At 71.3% G+C, this 14332-nt stretch carries 16 protein-coding genes; 8 read left to right on the plus strand and 8 right to left on the minus strand.

The window, feature by feature from the left end; all coding sequences use genetic code 11:
* The first annotated feature begins 35 nt into the window (after positions 1–35).
* The 4 genes from CBQ26_RS19090 (at position 36) to CBQ26_RS19105 (ending at position 3403) form a co-directional block, all read left to right on the plus strand.
* A complete protein-coding gene (locus tag CBQ26_RS19090) occupies positions 36–1298 on the plus strand; it encodes an Nramp family divalent metal transporter (protein WP_088250243.1) in 1263 nt (420 codons plus the stop codon).
* Between the two features lie 26 nt (positions 1299–1324).
* Entirely contained in the window at positions 1325–2209 is an 885-nt protein-coding gene (murI, locus tag CBQ26_RS19095) for a glutamate racemase (RefSeq protein WP_088250197.1), read from the plus strand.
* Positions 2206–2967, plus strand: coding sequence for a ribonuclease PH (gene rph / locus CBQ26_RS19100; RefSeq protein WP_088250198.1), 762 nt, complete (start codon positions 2206–2208; stop codon positions 2965–2967). The genes murI and rph overlap by 4 nt, the downstream gene beginning before the upstream one ends.
* Before the next feature lie 79 nt (positions 2968–3046).
* A complete protein-coding gene (locus CBQ26_RS19105; RefSeq protein ID WP_088250199.1) occupies positions 3047–3403 on the plus strand; it encodes a DoxX family protein in 357 nt (118 codons plus the stop codon).
* A gap of 86 nt (positions 3404–3489) precedes the next feature.
* On the opposite strand, the gene CBQ26_RS19110 is transcribed toward CBQ26_RS19105, so the two are convergent.
* The 6 genes from CBQ26_RS19110 to CBQ26_RS19135 all read right to left on the minus strand — a co-directional run bounded on the left by CBQ26_RS19110 (position 3490) and on the right by CBQ26_RS19135 (position 8439).
* Positions 3490–4425 carry a magnesium transporter CorA family protein gene (locus CBQ26_RS19110; RefSeq protein WP_088250200.1) on the minus strand — a complete coding sequence of 312 codons (936 nt, stop codon included), beginning with the start codon at positions 4423–4425 and terminating at the stop codon, positions 3490–3492.
* Between the two features lie 368 nt (positions 4426–4793).
* Positions 4794–5030, minus strand: coding sequence for a ferredoxin (locus CBQ26_RS19115; RefSeq protein WP_055363590.1), 237 nt, complete (start codon positions 5028–5030; stop codon positions 4794–4796).
* A 108-nt stretch (positions 5031–5138) separates the two neighbouring features.
* Positions 5139–5933 (minus strand): NTP transferase domain-containing protein, encoded by a 795-nt coding sequence (locus CBQ26_RS19120; RefSeq protein WP_088250201.1) that lies wholly within the window; start codon positions 5931–5933, stop codon positions 5139–5141.
* A 52-nt stretch (positions 5934–5985) separates the two neighbouring features.
* A complete protein-coding gene (locus CBQ26_RS19125) occupies positions 5986–7371 on the minus strand; it encodes a sensor histidine kinase (RefSeq protein WP_088250202.1) in 1386 nt (461 codons plus the stop codon).
* Between the two features lie 8 nt (positions 7372–7379).
* Positions 7380–8042, minus strand: a complete 663-nt coding sequence (locus tag CBQ26_RS19130; protein WP_088250203.1) for a response regulator transcription factor — start codon at positions 8040–8042, stop codon at positions 7380–7382.
* A 34-nt stretch (positions 8043–8076) separates the two neighbouring features.
* Entirely contained in the window at positions 8077–8439 is a 363-nt protein-coding gene (locus tag CBQ26_RS19135; protein WP_088250204.1) for a DUF1232 domain-containing protein, read from the minus strand.
* Between the two features lie 443 nt (positions 8440–8882).
* On the opposite strand from CBQ26_RS19135, the gene rplU reads away from it, so the two are divergent.
* The 3 genes from rplU (at position 8883) to obgE (ending at position 10994) form a co-directional block, all read left to right on the plus strand.
* A complete protein-coding gene (rplU, locus tag CBQ26_RS19140; protein WP_088250205.1) occupies positions 8883–9185 on the plus strand; it encodes a 50S ribosomal protein L21 in 303 nt (100 codons plus the stop codon).
* A 14-nt stretch (positions 9186–9199) separates the two neighbouring features.
* Complete coding sequence (gene rpmA / locus CBQ26_RS19145; protein ID WP_055363609.1) at positions 9200–9472, plus strand: 50S ribosomal protein L27; 273 nt, start codon at positions 9200–9202, stop codon at positions 9470–9472.
* A gap of 181 nt (positions 9473–9653) precedes the next feature.
* Complete coding sequence (obgE, locus tag CBQ26_RS19150) at positions 9654–10994, plus strand: GTPase ObgE (protein WP_088250206.1); 1341 nt, start codon at positions 9654–9656, stop codon at positions 10992–10994.
* A gap of 81 nt (positions 10995–11075) precedes the next feature.
* On the opposite strand, the gene CBQ26_RS19155 is transcribed toward obgE, so the two are convergent.
* Entirely contained in the window at positions 11076–11567 is a 492-nt protein-coding gene (locus CBQ26_RS19155) for a thioredoxin-like domain-containing protein (protein ID WP_088250244.1), read from the minus strand.
* 74 nt (positions 11568–11641) lie between these two features.
* Positions 11642–13096 (minus strand): MBL fold metallo-hydrolase RNA specificity domain-containing protein, encoded by a 1455-nt coding sequence (locus CBQ26_RS19160; RefSeq protein ID WP_088250207.1) that lies wholly within the window; start codon positions 13094–13096, stop codon positions 11642–11644.
* Between the two features lie 121 nt (positions 13097–13217).
* Here CBQ26_RS19160 and CBQ26_RS19165 point away from each other — a divergent pair, with 121 nt between their 5' ends.
* Positions 13218–14270, plus strand: coding sequence for a GGDEF domain-containing protein (locus tag CBQ26_RS19165; RefSeq protein WP_172418177.1), 1053 nt, complete (start codon positions 13218–13220; stop codon positions 14268–14270).
* Positions 14271–14332: the final 62 nt, after the last annotated feature.

Here is a 14332-nt window from a genome sequence, read left to right on the forward strand (position 1 = left end):
GGTGACGGCCGGGTGCGTTCCCAAAAGGAGTGCCCATGTCGGATCTCAATGGTTCCACCGATTCTCCCCCGCAGCGCTGGCAGGTGCTGGGACCGGGCCTGCTGGTCGCCGCGACCGGTGTGGGCGCCGCCGATCTCGTGGCCACGCTGGTGGCGGGTAGCAAGTACGGGTACGCGCTGCTGTGGGCGGCCGTGCTGGGCTGCGTCCTGAAGATCGTGCTGGTCGAGGGGGCCGGCCGTTACTCCCTGGCGACCGGCCGCACGATCTTCGAGGGCTGGCAGTCGCTGGGCCGCTGGACCTCGTGGTACTTCGGGCCGTACATCGTCCTGTGGGGCTTCGTGTACGGCGCGGCCGCCATGTCCGGCACGGGGCTGCCGCTGCACAGCCTGTTCCCGGCGCTCAGCGTGACGACCTGGGGCATCCTGTGTGGCCTGACCGGGTTCGCGCTGGTGTGGTGGGGCCGCTACGCGCTGTTCGAGCGGGTGATGGCGGTCATGGTGGGCCTGATGTTCGTGGCGATGGTGGGCGCGGCGGCCCTGACCCTGCCAAACCTGCCGGCCCTGCTGCGCGGGCTGGTGCCCAGCCTGCCGGACGGCAGCCTGATCAACGTCCTGAGTGTGGCGGGCGGGGTGGGCGGCACGATCACGCTGGCGGCGTACGGGTACTGGCTGCGCGAGAAGGGCTGGCACACGCCGCAGTTCATGCGGGTCATGCGGCTCGACAACAACGTGGCGTACATCGTGACCGGCCTGTTCGTGGTGTCCACCCTGATCGTGGGTGCCGAACTGCTGTACTCGTCCGGGATCGCCATCGCCAGCGGCGACAAGGGCCTGCTGTCGCTGGCGGACGTGCTGGCCGAACGTTACGGTCCCTGGGCAGGCAAGGTGTTCCTGGTAGGCTTCGCGTCGGCGGCCATGTCGTCCCTGCTGGGCGTGTGGAACGGCGTGAGCCTGATGTTCGCGGATTTCGTGGGCCGGTCGCGCGGGTTGGCGTCCGGGCACGCGGACACCCGCGTGGGCGGCCGGTACTACCGCTGGTACATCCTGTGGCTGACCTTCCCGCCGATGGTGATGATGTTCGCGGGGCAGCCCGTGGCGCTGATCCTGGCGTACGGGGTGCTGGGCGCGCTGTTCATGCCGTTCCTGGCGGTGACGCTGCTGTGGTTGCTGAACACCGACCGCACCCCAGGGGAGTGGCGCAACCGGGCCTGGAGTAACGCCGCCATGATCGTCTGTACGCTGATCTTCACGGTGCTGGCCGTCACGGAACTCGCCAAGCAGCTGGCGAAGCTGGGCTGACCGTTCAGCCCGTATCATCAGGCGCGATGAGTGACGCACCGCTTGGCGTGTTCGACAGTGGCGTGGGGGGCCTGAGTGTCCTGGCGGACCTGCGCCGGGCGTTGCCGGGCGAGGACCTGCTGTACCTGGCCGACACGGCGCACGTGCCGTACGGGGCGCGGCCGGACGACGAGATCCGGGAGCTGACGGCGCGGGCGGTGTCGGCGCTGCACGCGCGGGGTGTGAAGGGCGTGGTGGTGGCGTGCAACACGGCGTCGGCGTTCAGTCTGGGTGACCTGCGTTCGCGGTTCGACATGCCGGTGATCGGGCTGGTCCCGGCCGTGAAACCGGCGGTCCTGGCGACCCGGTCTGGGGTGGTGGGGGTGCTGGCGACGCCGGGCACGATGCGCGGGACGCTGCTGGCGGACGTGATCCGTGAGTTTGCGGACCCGGCGGGCGTGCGGGTCGTGCGGGCCGTGAGTACGGAACTGGTGCCGCTGGTCGAGGCGGGGCAGGCGGATTCGGCGCGGGCGCGTGAGGTGCTGCGCGAGGTGCTGACCCCGGTGGCGCAGGCCGGGGCGGACGGTCTGGTGCTGGGCTGCACGCACTACCCGTTCCTGGCGGGCAGTATCCGCGCCGAGTTCGGGGAGGCGTTCACGCTGCTGGACAGCGGCCCGGCGGTCGCGCGGCACACGCGGCGGGTGCTGACGGAGCGGGGGTTGCTGTCCGGGCGGGAGGCGGGCGGTCAGGAGCGGTTCCTGGTGACGGGGGACGCCGCGCGGTCGGCGCCGGTGATGGCGGCGCTGCTGGCGGCCGCTGGTATGCCCGTGGACGGCATGGTTGCGGGCGGTAGGGTCGCGGGCGGGGTCTATACTGACGGTCAAATCAACCGGGCGGCCCCGCTGCCCAGAATTGAGTCCATCCAGACATGAGCACACCATCCAAAGGCAGCATTCCCCAGCCCCTCCCGGTCCGCGAGGGCCGCACTCTTCTGGAGCCGCGCCCGCTGACCGTCAAGCGCGGTGTGAATCCGCACGCGCCGGGCAGCGCGCACCTGATCATGGGCCGGACCGAGATCATGGCGACCGTCAGCATTCAGGACAAGGCCGCGCCGCACATGCGGGGCAGCAAGGAAGGCTGGCTGACCGCCGAGTACTCCATGCTGCCGCGCGCCACGACCGACCGGCAGGCGCGTGAACGGAACCTTCAGGACGGCCGCCGTTACGAGATCCAGCGGCTGCTGGGGCGGGCGTTGCGGGCCAGCATGGACCTGCGGCACTTCCGGAACCAGACGCTGTACGTGGACTGCGACGTGCTGGTCGCGGACGGCGGGACGCGCGTGGCGAGCATCCTGGCGGGGCACGCGGCGCTGCATGACTTCTGCGACCGCCTGATCCAGAAGGGGCAGCTGACCGACTGGCCCATCGCGCACAACGTCGGCGCGATCAGCGTGGGCCTGCTGCGCGACGAGGTCCGCGTGGACCTGGATTACGCCGAGGACCGCGTGGCCCGCGCGGACCTGAACGTGGTCGCCACCGACACGGGCCTGATCATCGAGGTGCAGGGCGGCGCCGAGGACGGCGCGCTGACGCAGGAGGAGTACGTGCGGCTGCTGTCCACCGGGGCGTTCGCGGTGCAGGGCGTCATGGCGGACCTGACGCGGCAACTATCGGTCATTCAGGGCATGTGAACGCCGCGCGACGCCCGACCAACCGGGGCGGGGCGGGCGGCTGCGGTAGACTCCGGGACAAGTTCCAAGGAGGTTACCCATGAGCGTGACGAGATTCATCGGGCGGGCGCTGCTCGCGAGCATCTTCATCAAGAACGGCCTGGACCACCTGCAGAACCCGGACCCCATCGTGCGAGCCGCGCGCGGGGCCGAGGTGCCGGAACCGGAACTGGCCGTCAAGGTGAACAGCGGCGTCATGGTGGGCGCCGGGGCGCTTCTCGCGCTGGGCCTGGCCCCACGCGCGGCCAGCGTGGCCCTGGCGACCAGTCTGGTGCCCACCACGGTCATCGGTCACCCCTTCTGGGACAAGGACGGTAAGGAACGCGCGCAGCAGCAGGGGCAGTTCCTGAAGAACCTCGCGCTGTTCGGCGCGCTGCTGTACGTCAGCAAAGATTGACAAGAGAAGCAGGTTGAACGTTGATGGTTGATGGAGGGTCGCCCCATCCATCAACCATCTCCTGTTCACCATCAACCCATCAACCCCTACAGCACGCGCAGGCGGTAGAAGAGGGCCGCGAGGGTGCCGGCCAGCGCGAGGGCCAGTCCCAGCACGATCCACATGCCTTCCGGGTTTTCCTGGAAGGGCAGGGGGACGTTCATGCCGAAGATGCTGGTCACCAGGGTCGGAATGGCGACCAGGATGGTGGTGACGGTCAGGACCTTCACGACCTGATTGACGTTGTTGCTGATGACGCTGGCGAAGGCGCCGGCCATGCTGGTCAGGATGTTGCTGGCGATGGAGGCCATCTCGATCGCCTGGAGGTTCTCGATCAGCACGTCGTCGAGCAGGTCGCTGTCCTCCTCGTACATCTCGAAGATGCGGTCGCGTTTGACGCGTTCCATCATGGCCTCGTTCGCTTTCAGGCCGGTCAGGAAGTACACGAGGCTCTTTTCGAGTTTCAGCAGGTTCAGCAGTTCGCGGTTCTGCTGGCTGTTCTCCAGTTTGTCCTCGATGGCGTCCACGCGTTTGTTGATCTGCCGCACGTCGATCAGGAATCTCTGGGCGTTGCGCAGGAACAGTTGCAGCGTCAGGCGGTTTTTCTTGCTGGTGCTGACGCGCCGCACCAGGCCGCCCAGCACGTCCTTCACGACCGGGTTTTCCGGCAGGGCGCACACGGTCACGACGCAGTGGTCGGTGTGCAGGATGCCCAGCGGGACCGTGTCGTAGGGAATGTCGCTCTCCTCGGGCAGGCGGTAGCTGGTCTGCATGATGATCAGCAGTTGCCCGTCCTCCCGCTCGAAGCGGGAGCGTTCGTCCGGGTCGAGCGGGTAGGACAGGTAGTCGAGGTCCAGGCCGGTCTCGCGGGCGACGCGGGCGAGTTCCTCGGCGGTCGGGTCGGCGGCGTTGATCCAGCAGCCGTCGGTGTAGCCGTCCGTGCGGGTGAGTTTCCCGCCGATGCTGCGGTAGTACGTCAGCATGCGGCGGCTCGGGGGGGGTGGGGCATGGCGCGTCCTCCAGGGGGAGCGTGAGGGCCGGCCTCGGCCACTCGGGGTGGTCGGGCGGGACTGGGCGGTTCGGCGTCCAGCGGTTCGGGGTTCACGGTCACCTCCTGCGGGCGCGGCTGGCCTGTGGCGTCGGCGCGCCGGTCATGCTAGCCCTGGCAGGGCGGTCCGGGCAAGGCAGCGGTCAGGGGCGCCTGATACGGACTCGGATTGTCGGCGAGGCAGGCGGCAATCCGTCTGGGAGACAGACGAAAACCCCCACCACGCGGGTGAGGGTTTCGGGGATGAGGACTGGGCGCGGGCTCCACTTGCAGCCGGGCCGGGCGTGATCGGGCCGGTGTGGCTTACAGGCCGAAGTAGACGCGGTTCTTGGCGATGAAGTCTTCCTCGCCGCCGGGCACGTCCTCTTCCGGGAAGATGGCGCTGACGGGGCAGGCGGGCACGCACGCGCCGCAGTCGATGCACTCGTCGGGGTGGATCAGGAACTGGTCGCCGCCGTCGTAGATACATTCCACCGGGCAGACTTCGGTGCAGGCCTGGTCCTTGACGCCAATGCAGGGGCTTACGATCACGTGAGGCATGAGGAACAGTATGCACACCCGCCCCCTTCCCCGCAAGGGCAGAACAGACAGGTTTTTTGACGTTCAGGCGCGCAAAACCGACCCGGCGGGTCAGGATTGGGACGCGGTTCAGGTTCCGGCGCCCGGTCGCCCGGTCAGTTGCGCCTCGGCCAGCGTGAGGTCCGCGTCCTTGTCCACGTCGGTGCCGACCGCCGCGTGCGGGGTGATCAGCGCCCGCGCCGGCACGCCCAGCAGCGCCGACACCTTCGCCTCCAGCGCCGCCACGCTCAGGCGGCCCGTCACGAGGCGCAGCAGCACACCCGGCCCGATCAGGCCCGCGAGTTTCAGGGGGGCCTTGCGCGCCGCGAGAACCTCACGCAGCCTCGGCAGGAACTGGCCGATCAGGGCCGGGTCCAGCAGGAACAGGTTCCCGCCCGTGAAGGTCCCGTCACGCAGGCGCGCGTAGGTGCGTTTCACGCCGGGGTACGCGGCCTCGCACACCTCGCGGCGCACCACCGGGTACACCAGCCCCGCCCCGGCAGGCGCGTCGTCCAGCACGCTGCGGACCTCGCTGTCGCGCAGCATCGGCACGTCCGCCGTGACGACCAGGACCCGCTCGCCGGGTTGCAGACCGGCGGCGCGCAGGGCGTCCACACCGGCCTCCAGGTTGCTGAGCAGCGTGCCGTGGTCCGTGACCCGCTCGTCGATCAGGTCGTCCAGTTCGGGCGTGGTCGGCCCGACGTACGCGACCCGCCCCACCCGGCCGCTGCCGCGCAGGGCGCGCAGGACGTGCAGCGCCATCGGTTCGCCCGCCACGGGAATCAGGGGTTTGACCTTCACGCCGTGCGCCGCCGCGAACGGATCGCCGGGGTCACCGCCGCCCAGCACCACGGCGCTCCAGGGCGTTGCATCCGTTTGCGTCATTGCCGCCCAGGGTAGCAGACCGCGCCGCCCGCTGCCCACGCCCCCCCGCCGCTCAGGCCGGCAGGTGCAGCGCCGCCGTGAACCCCTGCCCCGGCGCGCTGCGCAGTTCCAGCGTGCCGCCGTGCAGCTGCGCGACGTGCCGGGCCAGCGCCAGCCCCAGCCCGTGCCCGCCCACCCCCGAAGCGTCGGCCGCGCGGCTGGCGTCCGGGCGGTAGAAGGCCTCGCCCAGCCGCGCGAGCGTGGCGGCGTCCACGCCGGGGCCGTCGTCCTGCACCGTCACGGTCGCGCCGCCCGGCCCGCCCTGCACGGTGACGGTCACGGTCGCCTGCGGGGCGTGCCGCACGGCGTTCGTGGTCAGGTTCCAGATCGCCTGCCCCAGCAGCACCCGGTCGCCCGCCACGGTGACCGGCCCGCCCGCCACGAGGTCCACGTCCGCCATGGGGTCCAGTTCACGGGCGCGGTCCACGGCGTCCGCCGCGAGGTCCAGCAGCGGCACCGGCGCGCGCTGCGCGGCCCCCGGATCGCGGGCCAGCAGCAGCAGGTGGTTGGCCAGCGTGGACAGCCGCGTGATGTCCGTCCCGATCTCACGCAGGTCCGCCCGGTACCGCGCGGCGTCCCGGTCGCGGGCCAGGGTGCCCTCCACCCGCGCCGTCAGGGCCGCCAGCGGCGAGCGCAGGTCGTGCGCCGCCGCCCGCAGGAACCCCTGCTCGCGGTCACGGGCGTCCGCCAGCCGCGCGAAGCTCTGTTGCAGCGTCAGGGCCAGCCGCGCCAGTTCGTCCCCGTCACCCGCGCCGGGCAGCGGCACGCGCAGGTCGCCGCCCTCCCCCACCGACCGCGCCGCGTTCTCCAGGGTCCGCACCGGCCGCAGCAGCCGGCCCGCCACGACCCACCCGACCAGCAGCGAGAACAGCAGCGCCAGCGGCAACAGCCACACCAGCGCCCGCACGAAGGCCTGCCGCGCCTCGGCCAGCGAGCGGGCGTCCACCGCCACCTGCAACGCGGCGTCCCCCCGCAGGGGCCGCACCAGGATCAGGTGCGCGCCGTCCGCGCTCAGGTACCCGCCAGGACCGGCCCGCAGGGTCAGCGGCACGCCCGCCGGGAAGGACGCCGTGCCCACCGACACCAGTTCCGGGCCGCGCGCCGCCACCACCCGCAGGTCCACGCCCCGGCGGTCCACGGCGCCCGCCACGCGCTCCAGATCACGCTGCGACACGGTCGCCACGCCCAGCAGCGCGCCCACCAGATCCTCCCGCCCCGGCCGCAGCAGCCCCTCCACGCGGCCCTGCACGGCCTCCACGACGCTCAGCAGCCGCGCCTCCTGAGCCTGCCGCAGGAACCCGTTCACGGACCAGAACAGCCCGGCCGCGACCAGCGCCACCGCCAGTCCGGTCGCCAGCGCCGCCCACACCGCCAGCCGCGCCCGCAGGGTCAGCCGCACGCCGCGCCTCAGCGTTCCACGCGGTACCCGCGCCCACGCTCGGAACTGATCGCCTCGGGCGCCAGTTTGCGCCGCACGTACCGCACGTACACGTCCACGATCCGCGCCTCACCGCCGAACTCCGGGCCCCACACCCGGTCGATCAGGTCCTCGCGCGTGAACCACCGCTCGGGCGACAGTGCCAGCGCCTCCAGCAGCGCGTACTCGCGGCCCGTCACGGCCACCTCGGCGCCGTCCCAGGCAACCGTGCGCGCCACCGTGTCCAGCGTCCCGCGCCCCGCCGCGAACGTCACGCGCGGCGCGCCCGCTCCCCGCTCGCGGCGCGACAGGGCCCGCAGCGTCGCCAGCAGTTCCGGCATCGCGAACGGCTTGACCAGATAGGCGTCCCCGCCCAGGTCCAGGCCCTGCACACGGTCACTCAGTTCCCCGCGCGCCGTCAGGAACAGCACGGCCGAATCCACGCCCTGCTCGCGCAGTTCACGCGCCACCTGAAAGCCGTCCATGCCGGGCAGCATCACGTCCAGCACCACCAGCGGGAATTCACCCAGCGCCGCCGCCTCCAGCCCCTCCGGGCCGGTCTGCGCCCACGTGACGGCGTACCCGGCCTCGCGCAGCGCCCCCAGGGTCGGCTGCGCGATCCGGGCGTCGTCCTCCACGAGCAGCAGTCTCATGCGGCCCAGTGTACGCGCGGCGGTTAATGGGTGGTTAGCCGCTCACGGCGCGCCACAGCAGCCAGCCGCCCAGGGCCATGAGCAGCAGCAGCGCCGCGATCCCGGTGGGGATCAGCCAGGGCAGGCGGCGCTGCACGCGCAGGCTGCGACCGCGCGCCTGGGTCAGGACGGGTTCGGGCAGGGTGCGGGCGGCCAGGGCCAGCAGGGTCGGGACGATCAGGACGTCGTCGGCCAGACCCAGCACCGGGGTCAGGTCCGGCAGCAGGTCCAGCGGCAGCAGGGCGTAGGCGACGGCCAGGGCCGCCATGAGTTTCGCGCCTGCGGGCGTGCGGCGGTCCCCGAGGGCGAACAGCAGCGCCAGCGAGTCGCGCCAGCCGGAACGGATACGTGCGATCACACCCCCGGTACGCGGCGGGGCCGGCGGGCGTTGCGGGCCGCCCCGGCCGGACCGGGGGTACCCGGCGGGGGGGGACGGTGGTATGCTGGGGGGGTCCGCTGTGTCCGCGCCCCCGACCGGGGCCGGCGCGGCGCTGGAGGTCAGGCAGACAGTCGGCTCGCCCTGCGAGTCCACGTGTACCGCGAGGACACGTTCACGGAAGACGGGAACACGCACGCAACTCACACCGCTCCGGGCCGCGTCACGCGCGCCGGAACCCGGCTGTGAACTGCCTGACTCCCTGCCTTCCGTCGCCTGAGTTCCGGACGGCCGGGTGTGTTCCCGTGTGTTTCACCCCCGGCCTGTGGTACAGTTCTTGCTTGGTGACCCGCCTGTGCGGGTGCGCGACAAGGTCCAAGCCGTCCGGGGCAGCGATTCCCGGCCGCGCGGCAGGAGGAATCACAATGTTTGCAATCATTCAGACCGGCGGGAAGCAGTACCGCGTTCAGGAAGGCGACGTGATCCGCGTCGAGAGCCTGAAAGGCGAAGCGGGCGACAAGCTCGACCTGGCCCCTCTCTTCGTGGGCGGCGACAAGGCCCTGTTCGGCGACGCCGTCAGCAAGTTCGTCGTGAACGCCGAAGTGGTCGAGCACGGCCGCGGCGAGAAGATCTACATCCGTAAGTACAAGAGCGGCGTGCAGTACCGCCGCCGCACTGGCCACCGCCAGGACTACACGGCCATCAAGATTCTGGGCATCAAGGGCTAAGGGAGGACACCGACATGGCACACAAGAAAGGCGTAGGTTCGTCCAAGAACGGACGTGACAGCCAGCCCAAGTACCTGGGCGTGAAGAAATTCGGCGGCGAGCAGGTGCTGGCCGGGAACATCCTGGTCCGCCAGCGCGGCACCAAGTTCAAGGCCGGCCCGAACGTGGGCATGGGCCGCGACCACACGCTGTTCGCCCTGGAGCACGGCAAGGTCGTGTTCACCAACCGTGGCGCGAAGGGCCGCTTCATCAGCATCGAAGTGCCGACCGAACTCGCCGCTGACTGATTCCCGGTCGCGGGTTTTCAGGCAGTTCAGCGCCCTGCCCCGGTGAAGGGTGGGGCGCTTTTTTACGGTCTGCCGGGTCCCTGACCTGCGCGGGCCGTGGCCGCAGGGCCACAATGAATCATGCAGGGTGAGGACGGTGCCGCGCGGCACGCACCTTGCCCCGAAGGGAGAGGTGAGTGCAGTGGCGTTTCGTGACGTTCTGAATATCGAGGTGGCCGCCGGCAACGGCGGGGACGGCAGCATGTCCTTCCACCGCGCGAAGTACATGGAGAAGGGCGGCCCGGACGGCGGGCACGGCGGCAAGGGCGGCAGCATCGTCCTGCGCGCCATCGAGGGCGTCGAGTCGCTGGAGCGGCTGCTGGGCCGCCGCAAGTTCAAGGGTCCGAACGGCGCGTACGGCGAGGGTCGCCTGCGTCAGGGGGCCGACGGCGAGGACATCTACATCGACGTGCCGGTCGGCACCACCGCCTTCGACGAGGAGACCGGGAAGGTCATCGCGGACCTCGTGCGGGTCGGGCAGGAGAAGGTCATCGCGCGCGGCGGTCTGGGCGGGCGCGGGAACAGCACCTTCACCAGCAGCACCCGTCAGGCCCCGCGGTTCGCGGAACTGGGCACGCCGGGGCAGAAGCGCCGCGTGCGCTTGGAACTGCGCCTGATCGCGGACGTGGGCCTCGTGGGCTACCCGAACGCCGGCAAGAGCAGCCTGCTGGCGGCCCTGTCGCGCGCCAACCCGGCCATCGCGGACTACCCGTTCACGACCCTGTCGCCCATCCTGGGCGTCGTGGACCGCCTGGACGCGCACGGCAGCCCGCTCGACGAACGCCTGACCCTGGCGGACATTCCGGGCATCATCGAGGGCGCCAGCGAGGGTAAGGGCCTGGGCCTGGAGTTCCTGCGCCACATCAGCCGCACGCGCGTGCTGGTGTACGTGCTGGACGTGACCCGCGACCCCATGGGCGAACTGGCGCAGTTGCAGTCCGAACTGCGGTCATACGACCCGACCCTGCTGGAGCAGGTGGCGCTGGTCGCGCTGAACAAGGTGGAACTGGTCGACGAGGACCTGGCCGTGATGGTCGAGGACGAACTGATCGGGTCGGGCCTGCCGGTGCTGCGCGTGAGCGCCAAGGAAGGCCAGGGCATCCCGGAACTGCGCGAGTCGCTGTTCCAGCTGCTGCCGGACCGGGAACTGTGGGCGCAGACGCACGCGCTGGACATCGAGTCCGACGTGGTGCGCGAGGAACCCCTGCGGATCGAGTTCCGCATCGACCCGGCCGCGCAGGGCGTGGGCATCATCAACGACGGCCAGCCGGAACGGGTCTGGAAGGTCATCGGCGGGGGCTTCGAGGAACGCATCGTGCGCTTCTCGCGGTACCTGGAGGAAGCCTCGGAGTACCTGGGGAACGTCTTCAAACGCCAGGGCCTGTACAACGCCCTGAAACGCGCCGGGGCACGCGAGGGCGACACGGTCGAGATCGGGCCGCACCGCTTCGAGTACTTCGACGAGGACGAGAACAAGGGCTGAGCCCGTTCAGAAGGTAGAGAAAGGGGCCGGGGACAGATTGCGCTGTTCCCGGCCCCTTCCCTGTGGGGTCGCGGCCTGCCCTCAGCGGGTGCCGCTGTAGGCGCCGCTGCACGCCGCGCCGCGTTCAGGGGCGGTGGCGCCCTGCTCGTACTTGTCGAGGAAGGCTTTCAGGCGGGCGTCGTCGGGGCTGTCCACCTTCAGCTGCGCGCCCCAGGCGCTCATGGCGACCGGGGTGTCCAGGCCCTCGTAGGGACTGAGGAGGGTGTAGGGGCGGCCCTCGACCAGTTTCTTCAGGGTGTCCAGGCCGGCGGCGTCCAGGTCCGGGCGGTACGTGACCCAGACGGCGCCGTGCTCCAGGCTGTGCACCACGTACTCGTTGTACAGCGGGCGGTCGTACACGCCGCAGTTCTGCCAGCTGGCGTTGTGCGGGCCGCCGGCCGGGGGGCTCTCGGCGTAGATCAGGGAGCCGCTGCGGTGGTCACCGGCGGGGTACTTGAAGGTCTGGACGCCCTCGATGCCCTTGGAACCGCAGGCGGTCAGGGCGAGCAGCAGCAGCGGCAGCGCACGTTTCATGAGGTCACAGAGTACCGCGCGGGGACCGGCGCTGCCCAGGGTCATCCGGACCCCGGCGTAGGCTGGTCAGTCCGTCACTCGTCGCCGTGACCGCCGGCGCGGGGCGGCGCGGTGAAGCCTGCCGGGCGGCCGTCCGGGAAGCCGGGGCCGGTCAGGTCCACCGGCTGCCGGTCGGGGACCAGGTCGCCTTTCAGGCCGCGTTCCGCGAGGACCGGCAGGAAGGACTCCATGACGTCCGGTTCGCCGTGTACCAGCCAGACGTGCGGGGTGCCGGCGGTCGCCAGGAAGGCCAGCAGGTCGTCCTGGTCGGCGTGCGCGGAGAACCCGCCGATGGTGTACACGTGGGCGCGCACGGCGATTTCCTCGCCCATGACGCGCACGTGGTCGGCGCCGGTCACGATGCGTCCGCCGAGGCTGCTGGGCGACTGGTACGACACGCTGATCAGGCTGGTGCTGGGTTTCCAGAGGTGATGCTTGAGGTGATGCTGGATGCGGCCGCCGGTCATCATGCCGTTCCCGGCGAGGATGATGGCCGGGCCGTCGTAGCGGTTGATGCGCTGCGATTCGGCGCTGGTGGGCACGACGTGCAGCGTGCCGGGCCGGAAGGGGTCCTCGCCGGCCTGGAGGGCGTCGCGGACGGCCGGGATCAGCTCGTCGCCGTACTCGAAGTACTCGTGCGTGGCGCGGGCGGCCATGGGGGAATCCAGGAAGACCGGGATGCGCGGGACCTCGCCGGCGTCCATCAGGTTCTTGATGGTGTGCAGGATCGTCTGGGTGCGTTCGATGGCGAAACTGGGAATCAGGATCTTGCCGCCCTGCCGCACGGCGCCGCGCAGCGCGTCGCGGAACTCGGCGAGCGTGGCGGCCCAGGGGCGGTGGGTACGGTTGGCGTAGGTGCTTTCCAGGACCACGGCGTCGGCGGGGGGTGGCGGCGTGAAGTCCAGTTGCAGGCCGCTCTCGCGGTTGCCGAGGTCGCCGCTCATGATCACGCGGGCGTCGCCGCTCTCGATCAGCAGGTACGCGCTGCCCAGGATGTGCCCGGCACGGTGCGGCGTGACGCGCAGTCCGGCCACGCGGGTCGTCTCGCCGAAGCGCAGCGCGGGGCGCAGCAGCGCCAGGGCGCGGTGGACGTCCTCCTCGTCGTACAGCGGGGGCGGCACCTGCTCGTCGGGAATGCCCTGGCGGCGGGCGCGGCGCAGGTCGTGCCGGTAGCCGTCCACCTGAAGGCGGGCGGAGTCCAGCAGGACCGTCTCGGCCAGCGCGGCGGTCGGTTCGGTGCAGTGGACGGGTCCCCGGTACCCGAGTTTCACCAGCAGCGGCAGTCTTCCCACGTGGTCGAGGTGCGCGTGCGTGAGGATCACGCCGTCCAGGCCCGCCGCGTCGAACGGCAGCGGCTCGCGGTTGCGGGCCTCCAGGTCGTCGTTGCCCTGGAACAGGCCGCAGTCGATCAGCACGCGCCGCTCGCCGACCGTCAGGAGGTGCATGCTGCCGGTGACCGTGAGGGCCGCCCCGAAACTCTGGAGTTGCATGAAGCAGTGTACCGCTGCCCGGCCGCCGCCCCGGCCACCCCCGGAACGGCCCCCTGTGGGGGTGCGCCCGGAGCGGCGGCGCGTGACAGAGTTGTGCCGCCCGCCCCCCGATCATGGGGGCGTGACGGACTGGAAGACCCCCGTGCAGGATGCGGAAACCGTGCGGCGCCGGGCCTACGTGCTCGCGGCGCTCGTGTCGGCGGCCGCGCACGTGGGCATCCTGGTCATGAAGGTGCCGCGCGGCGAGTGGCAGGACCTGCCGTCGTTCCTGACCGGGCTGGCCGTGTCGCTGCTGATCCTGTGGGCGCTGCTCTGGAGGCGGCTGCCGGTCACGCGGCTGAACCTGCCGGTGGCGGGCGCCGTGACCCTGGCGACCGTGGCGGAGTTCGTGCCGCTGGTATCGGCCCCGGCGGTCGGCACGCAGGCGTACCTGACCTTCACGGCGACCGTGGCGCTGTGGTTCGGGCTGCTGCCGATCCGGCTGGCGGCCGGGCTGTCCGGCGCGGCCTACGCGCTGTTCGCGGCGCTGGTCCTGACCCGCCCCGCGCCGGACGTGACGCTGCTGACGTACCTGGCGTGCGTGACCATCGTGGTGGGCATGGTCGCCAGTTTCGGGCAGCGCGTCGTCACGCACCAGCAGCAGGCGGCGGCGTTCGAGCAGGAGTCCCTGACGGACCCGCTGACGCAACTCCCGAACCGGCGGGCGCTGCTGGCGCAACTGCGGACCCTGTGGCCCGACGCCGGGCCGCGCCGGGCGGAATTTGCGCTCGTCATGCTGGACCTCGACCGCTTCAAGAGCGTGAACGACCACCTGGGTCACACGACCGGCGATCAGGTGCTGCGCGGGACCGGCCTGGCCCTGCGCGCCCTGATCGGCGCGGGGCTCCCGGCGGGCACGCTGCTGGCCCGCTGGGGCGGCGAGGAATTCATGCTGCTGCTGCCCGGCGTGGACGCACAGGAGGCGTACGGCGTGACGGAGCGGCTGAGCGGCGCGGTCCTGCCGCTCCAGGCGCACCTGCCGGCCCTGACCTTCAGTGGTGGGGCGGCCCTGTCGCACGAGGTCGCCAGCCTGGACGACCTGCTGGCGCTGGTGGACCTGCGTCTGCACGCGGCGAAGGCGGCGGGGCGGGCGCAGGTGCGCTGGGACGCCCGCGCGGGCGTCCCGCTGCGCTGAGCGGCTCGCGACCGGCCGCCTTCATGAGGCGTTCATGTTCCGGCCGGGCCACCGGGAGCGGG

Source organism: Deinococcus indicus (genome assembly GCF_002198095.1).
Classification (GTDB): Bacteria; Deinococcota; Deinococci; order Deinococcales; family Deinococcaceae; genus Deinococcus; species Deinococcus caeni.

Coding starts and splice junctions, on each gene's coding strand:
- CBQ26_RS19090 (WP_088250243.1), top strand. CDS start 36: ATGTCGGATCTCAATGGTTCCACCGATTCTCCCCCGCAGCGCTGGCAG.
- murI (WP_088250197.1), top strand. CDS start 1,325: ATGAGTGACGCACCGCTTGGCGTGTTCGACAGTGGCGTGGGGGGCCTG.
- rph (WP_088250198.1), top strand. CDS start 2,206: ATGAGCACACCATCCAAAGGCAGCATTCCCCAGCCCCTCCCGGTCCGC.
- CBQ26_RS19105 (WP_088250199.1), top strand. CDS start 3,047: ATGAGCGTGACGAGATTCATCGGGCGGGCGCTGCTCGCGAGCATCTTC.
- CBQ26_RS19110 (WP_088250200.1), bottom strand. CDS start 4,425: ATGCTGACGTACTACCGCAGCATCGGCGGGAAACTCACCCGCACGGAC.
- CBQ26_RS19115 (WP_055363590.1), bottom strand. CDS start 5,030: ATGCCTCACGTGATCGTAAGCCCCTGCATTGGCGTCAAGGACCAGGCC.
- CBQ26_RS19120 (WP_088250201.1), bottom strand. CDS start 5,933: ATGACGCAAACGGATGCAACGCCCTGGAGCGCCGTGGTGCTGGGCGGC.
- CBQ26_RS19130 (WP_088250203.1), bottom strand. CDS start 8,042: ATGAGACTGCTGCTCGTGGAGGACGACGCCCGGATCGCGCAGCCGACC.
- rplU (WP_088250205.1), top strand. CDS start 8,883: ATGTTTGCAATCATTCAGACCGGCGGGAAGCAGTACCGCGTTCAGGAA.
- rpmA (WP_055363609.1), top strand. CDS start 9,200: ATGGCACACAAGAAAGGCGTAGGTTCGTCCAAGAACGGACGTGACAGC.
- CBQ26_RS19155 (WP_088250244.1), bottom strand. CDS start 11,567: ATGAAACGTGCGCTGCCGCTGCTGCTGCTCGCCCTGACCGCCTGCGGT.
- CBQ26_RS19160 (WP_088250207.1), bottom strand. CDS start 13,096: ATGCAACTCCAGAGTTTCGGGGCGGCCCTCACGGTCACCGGCAGCATG.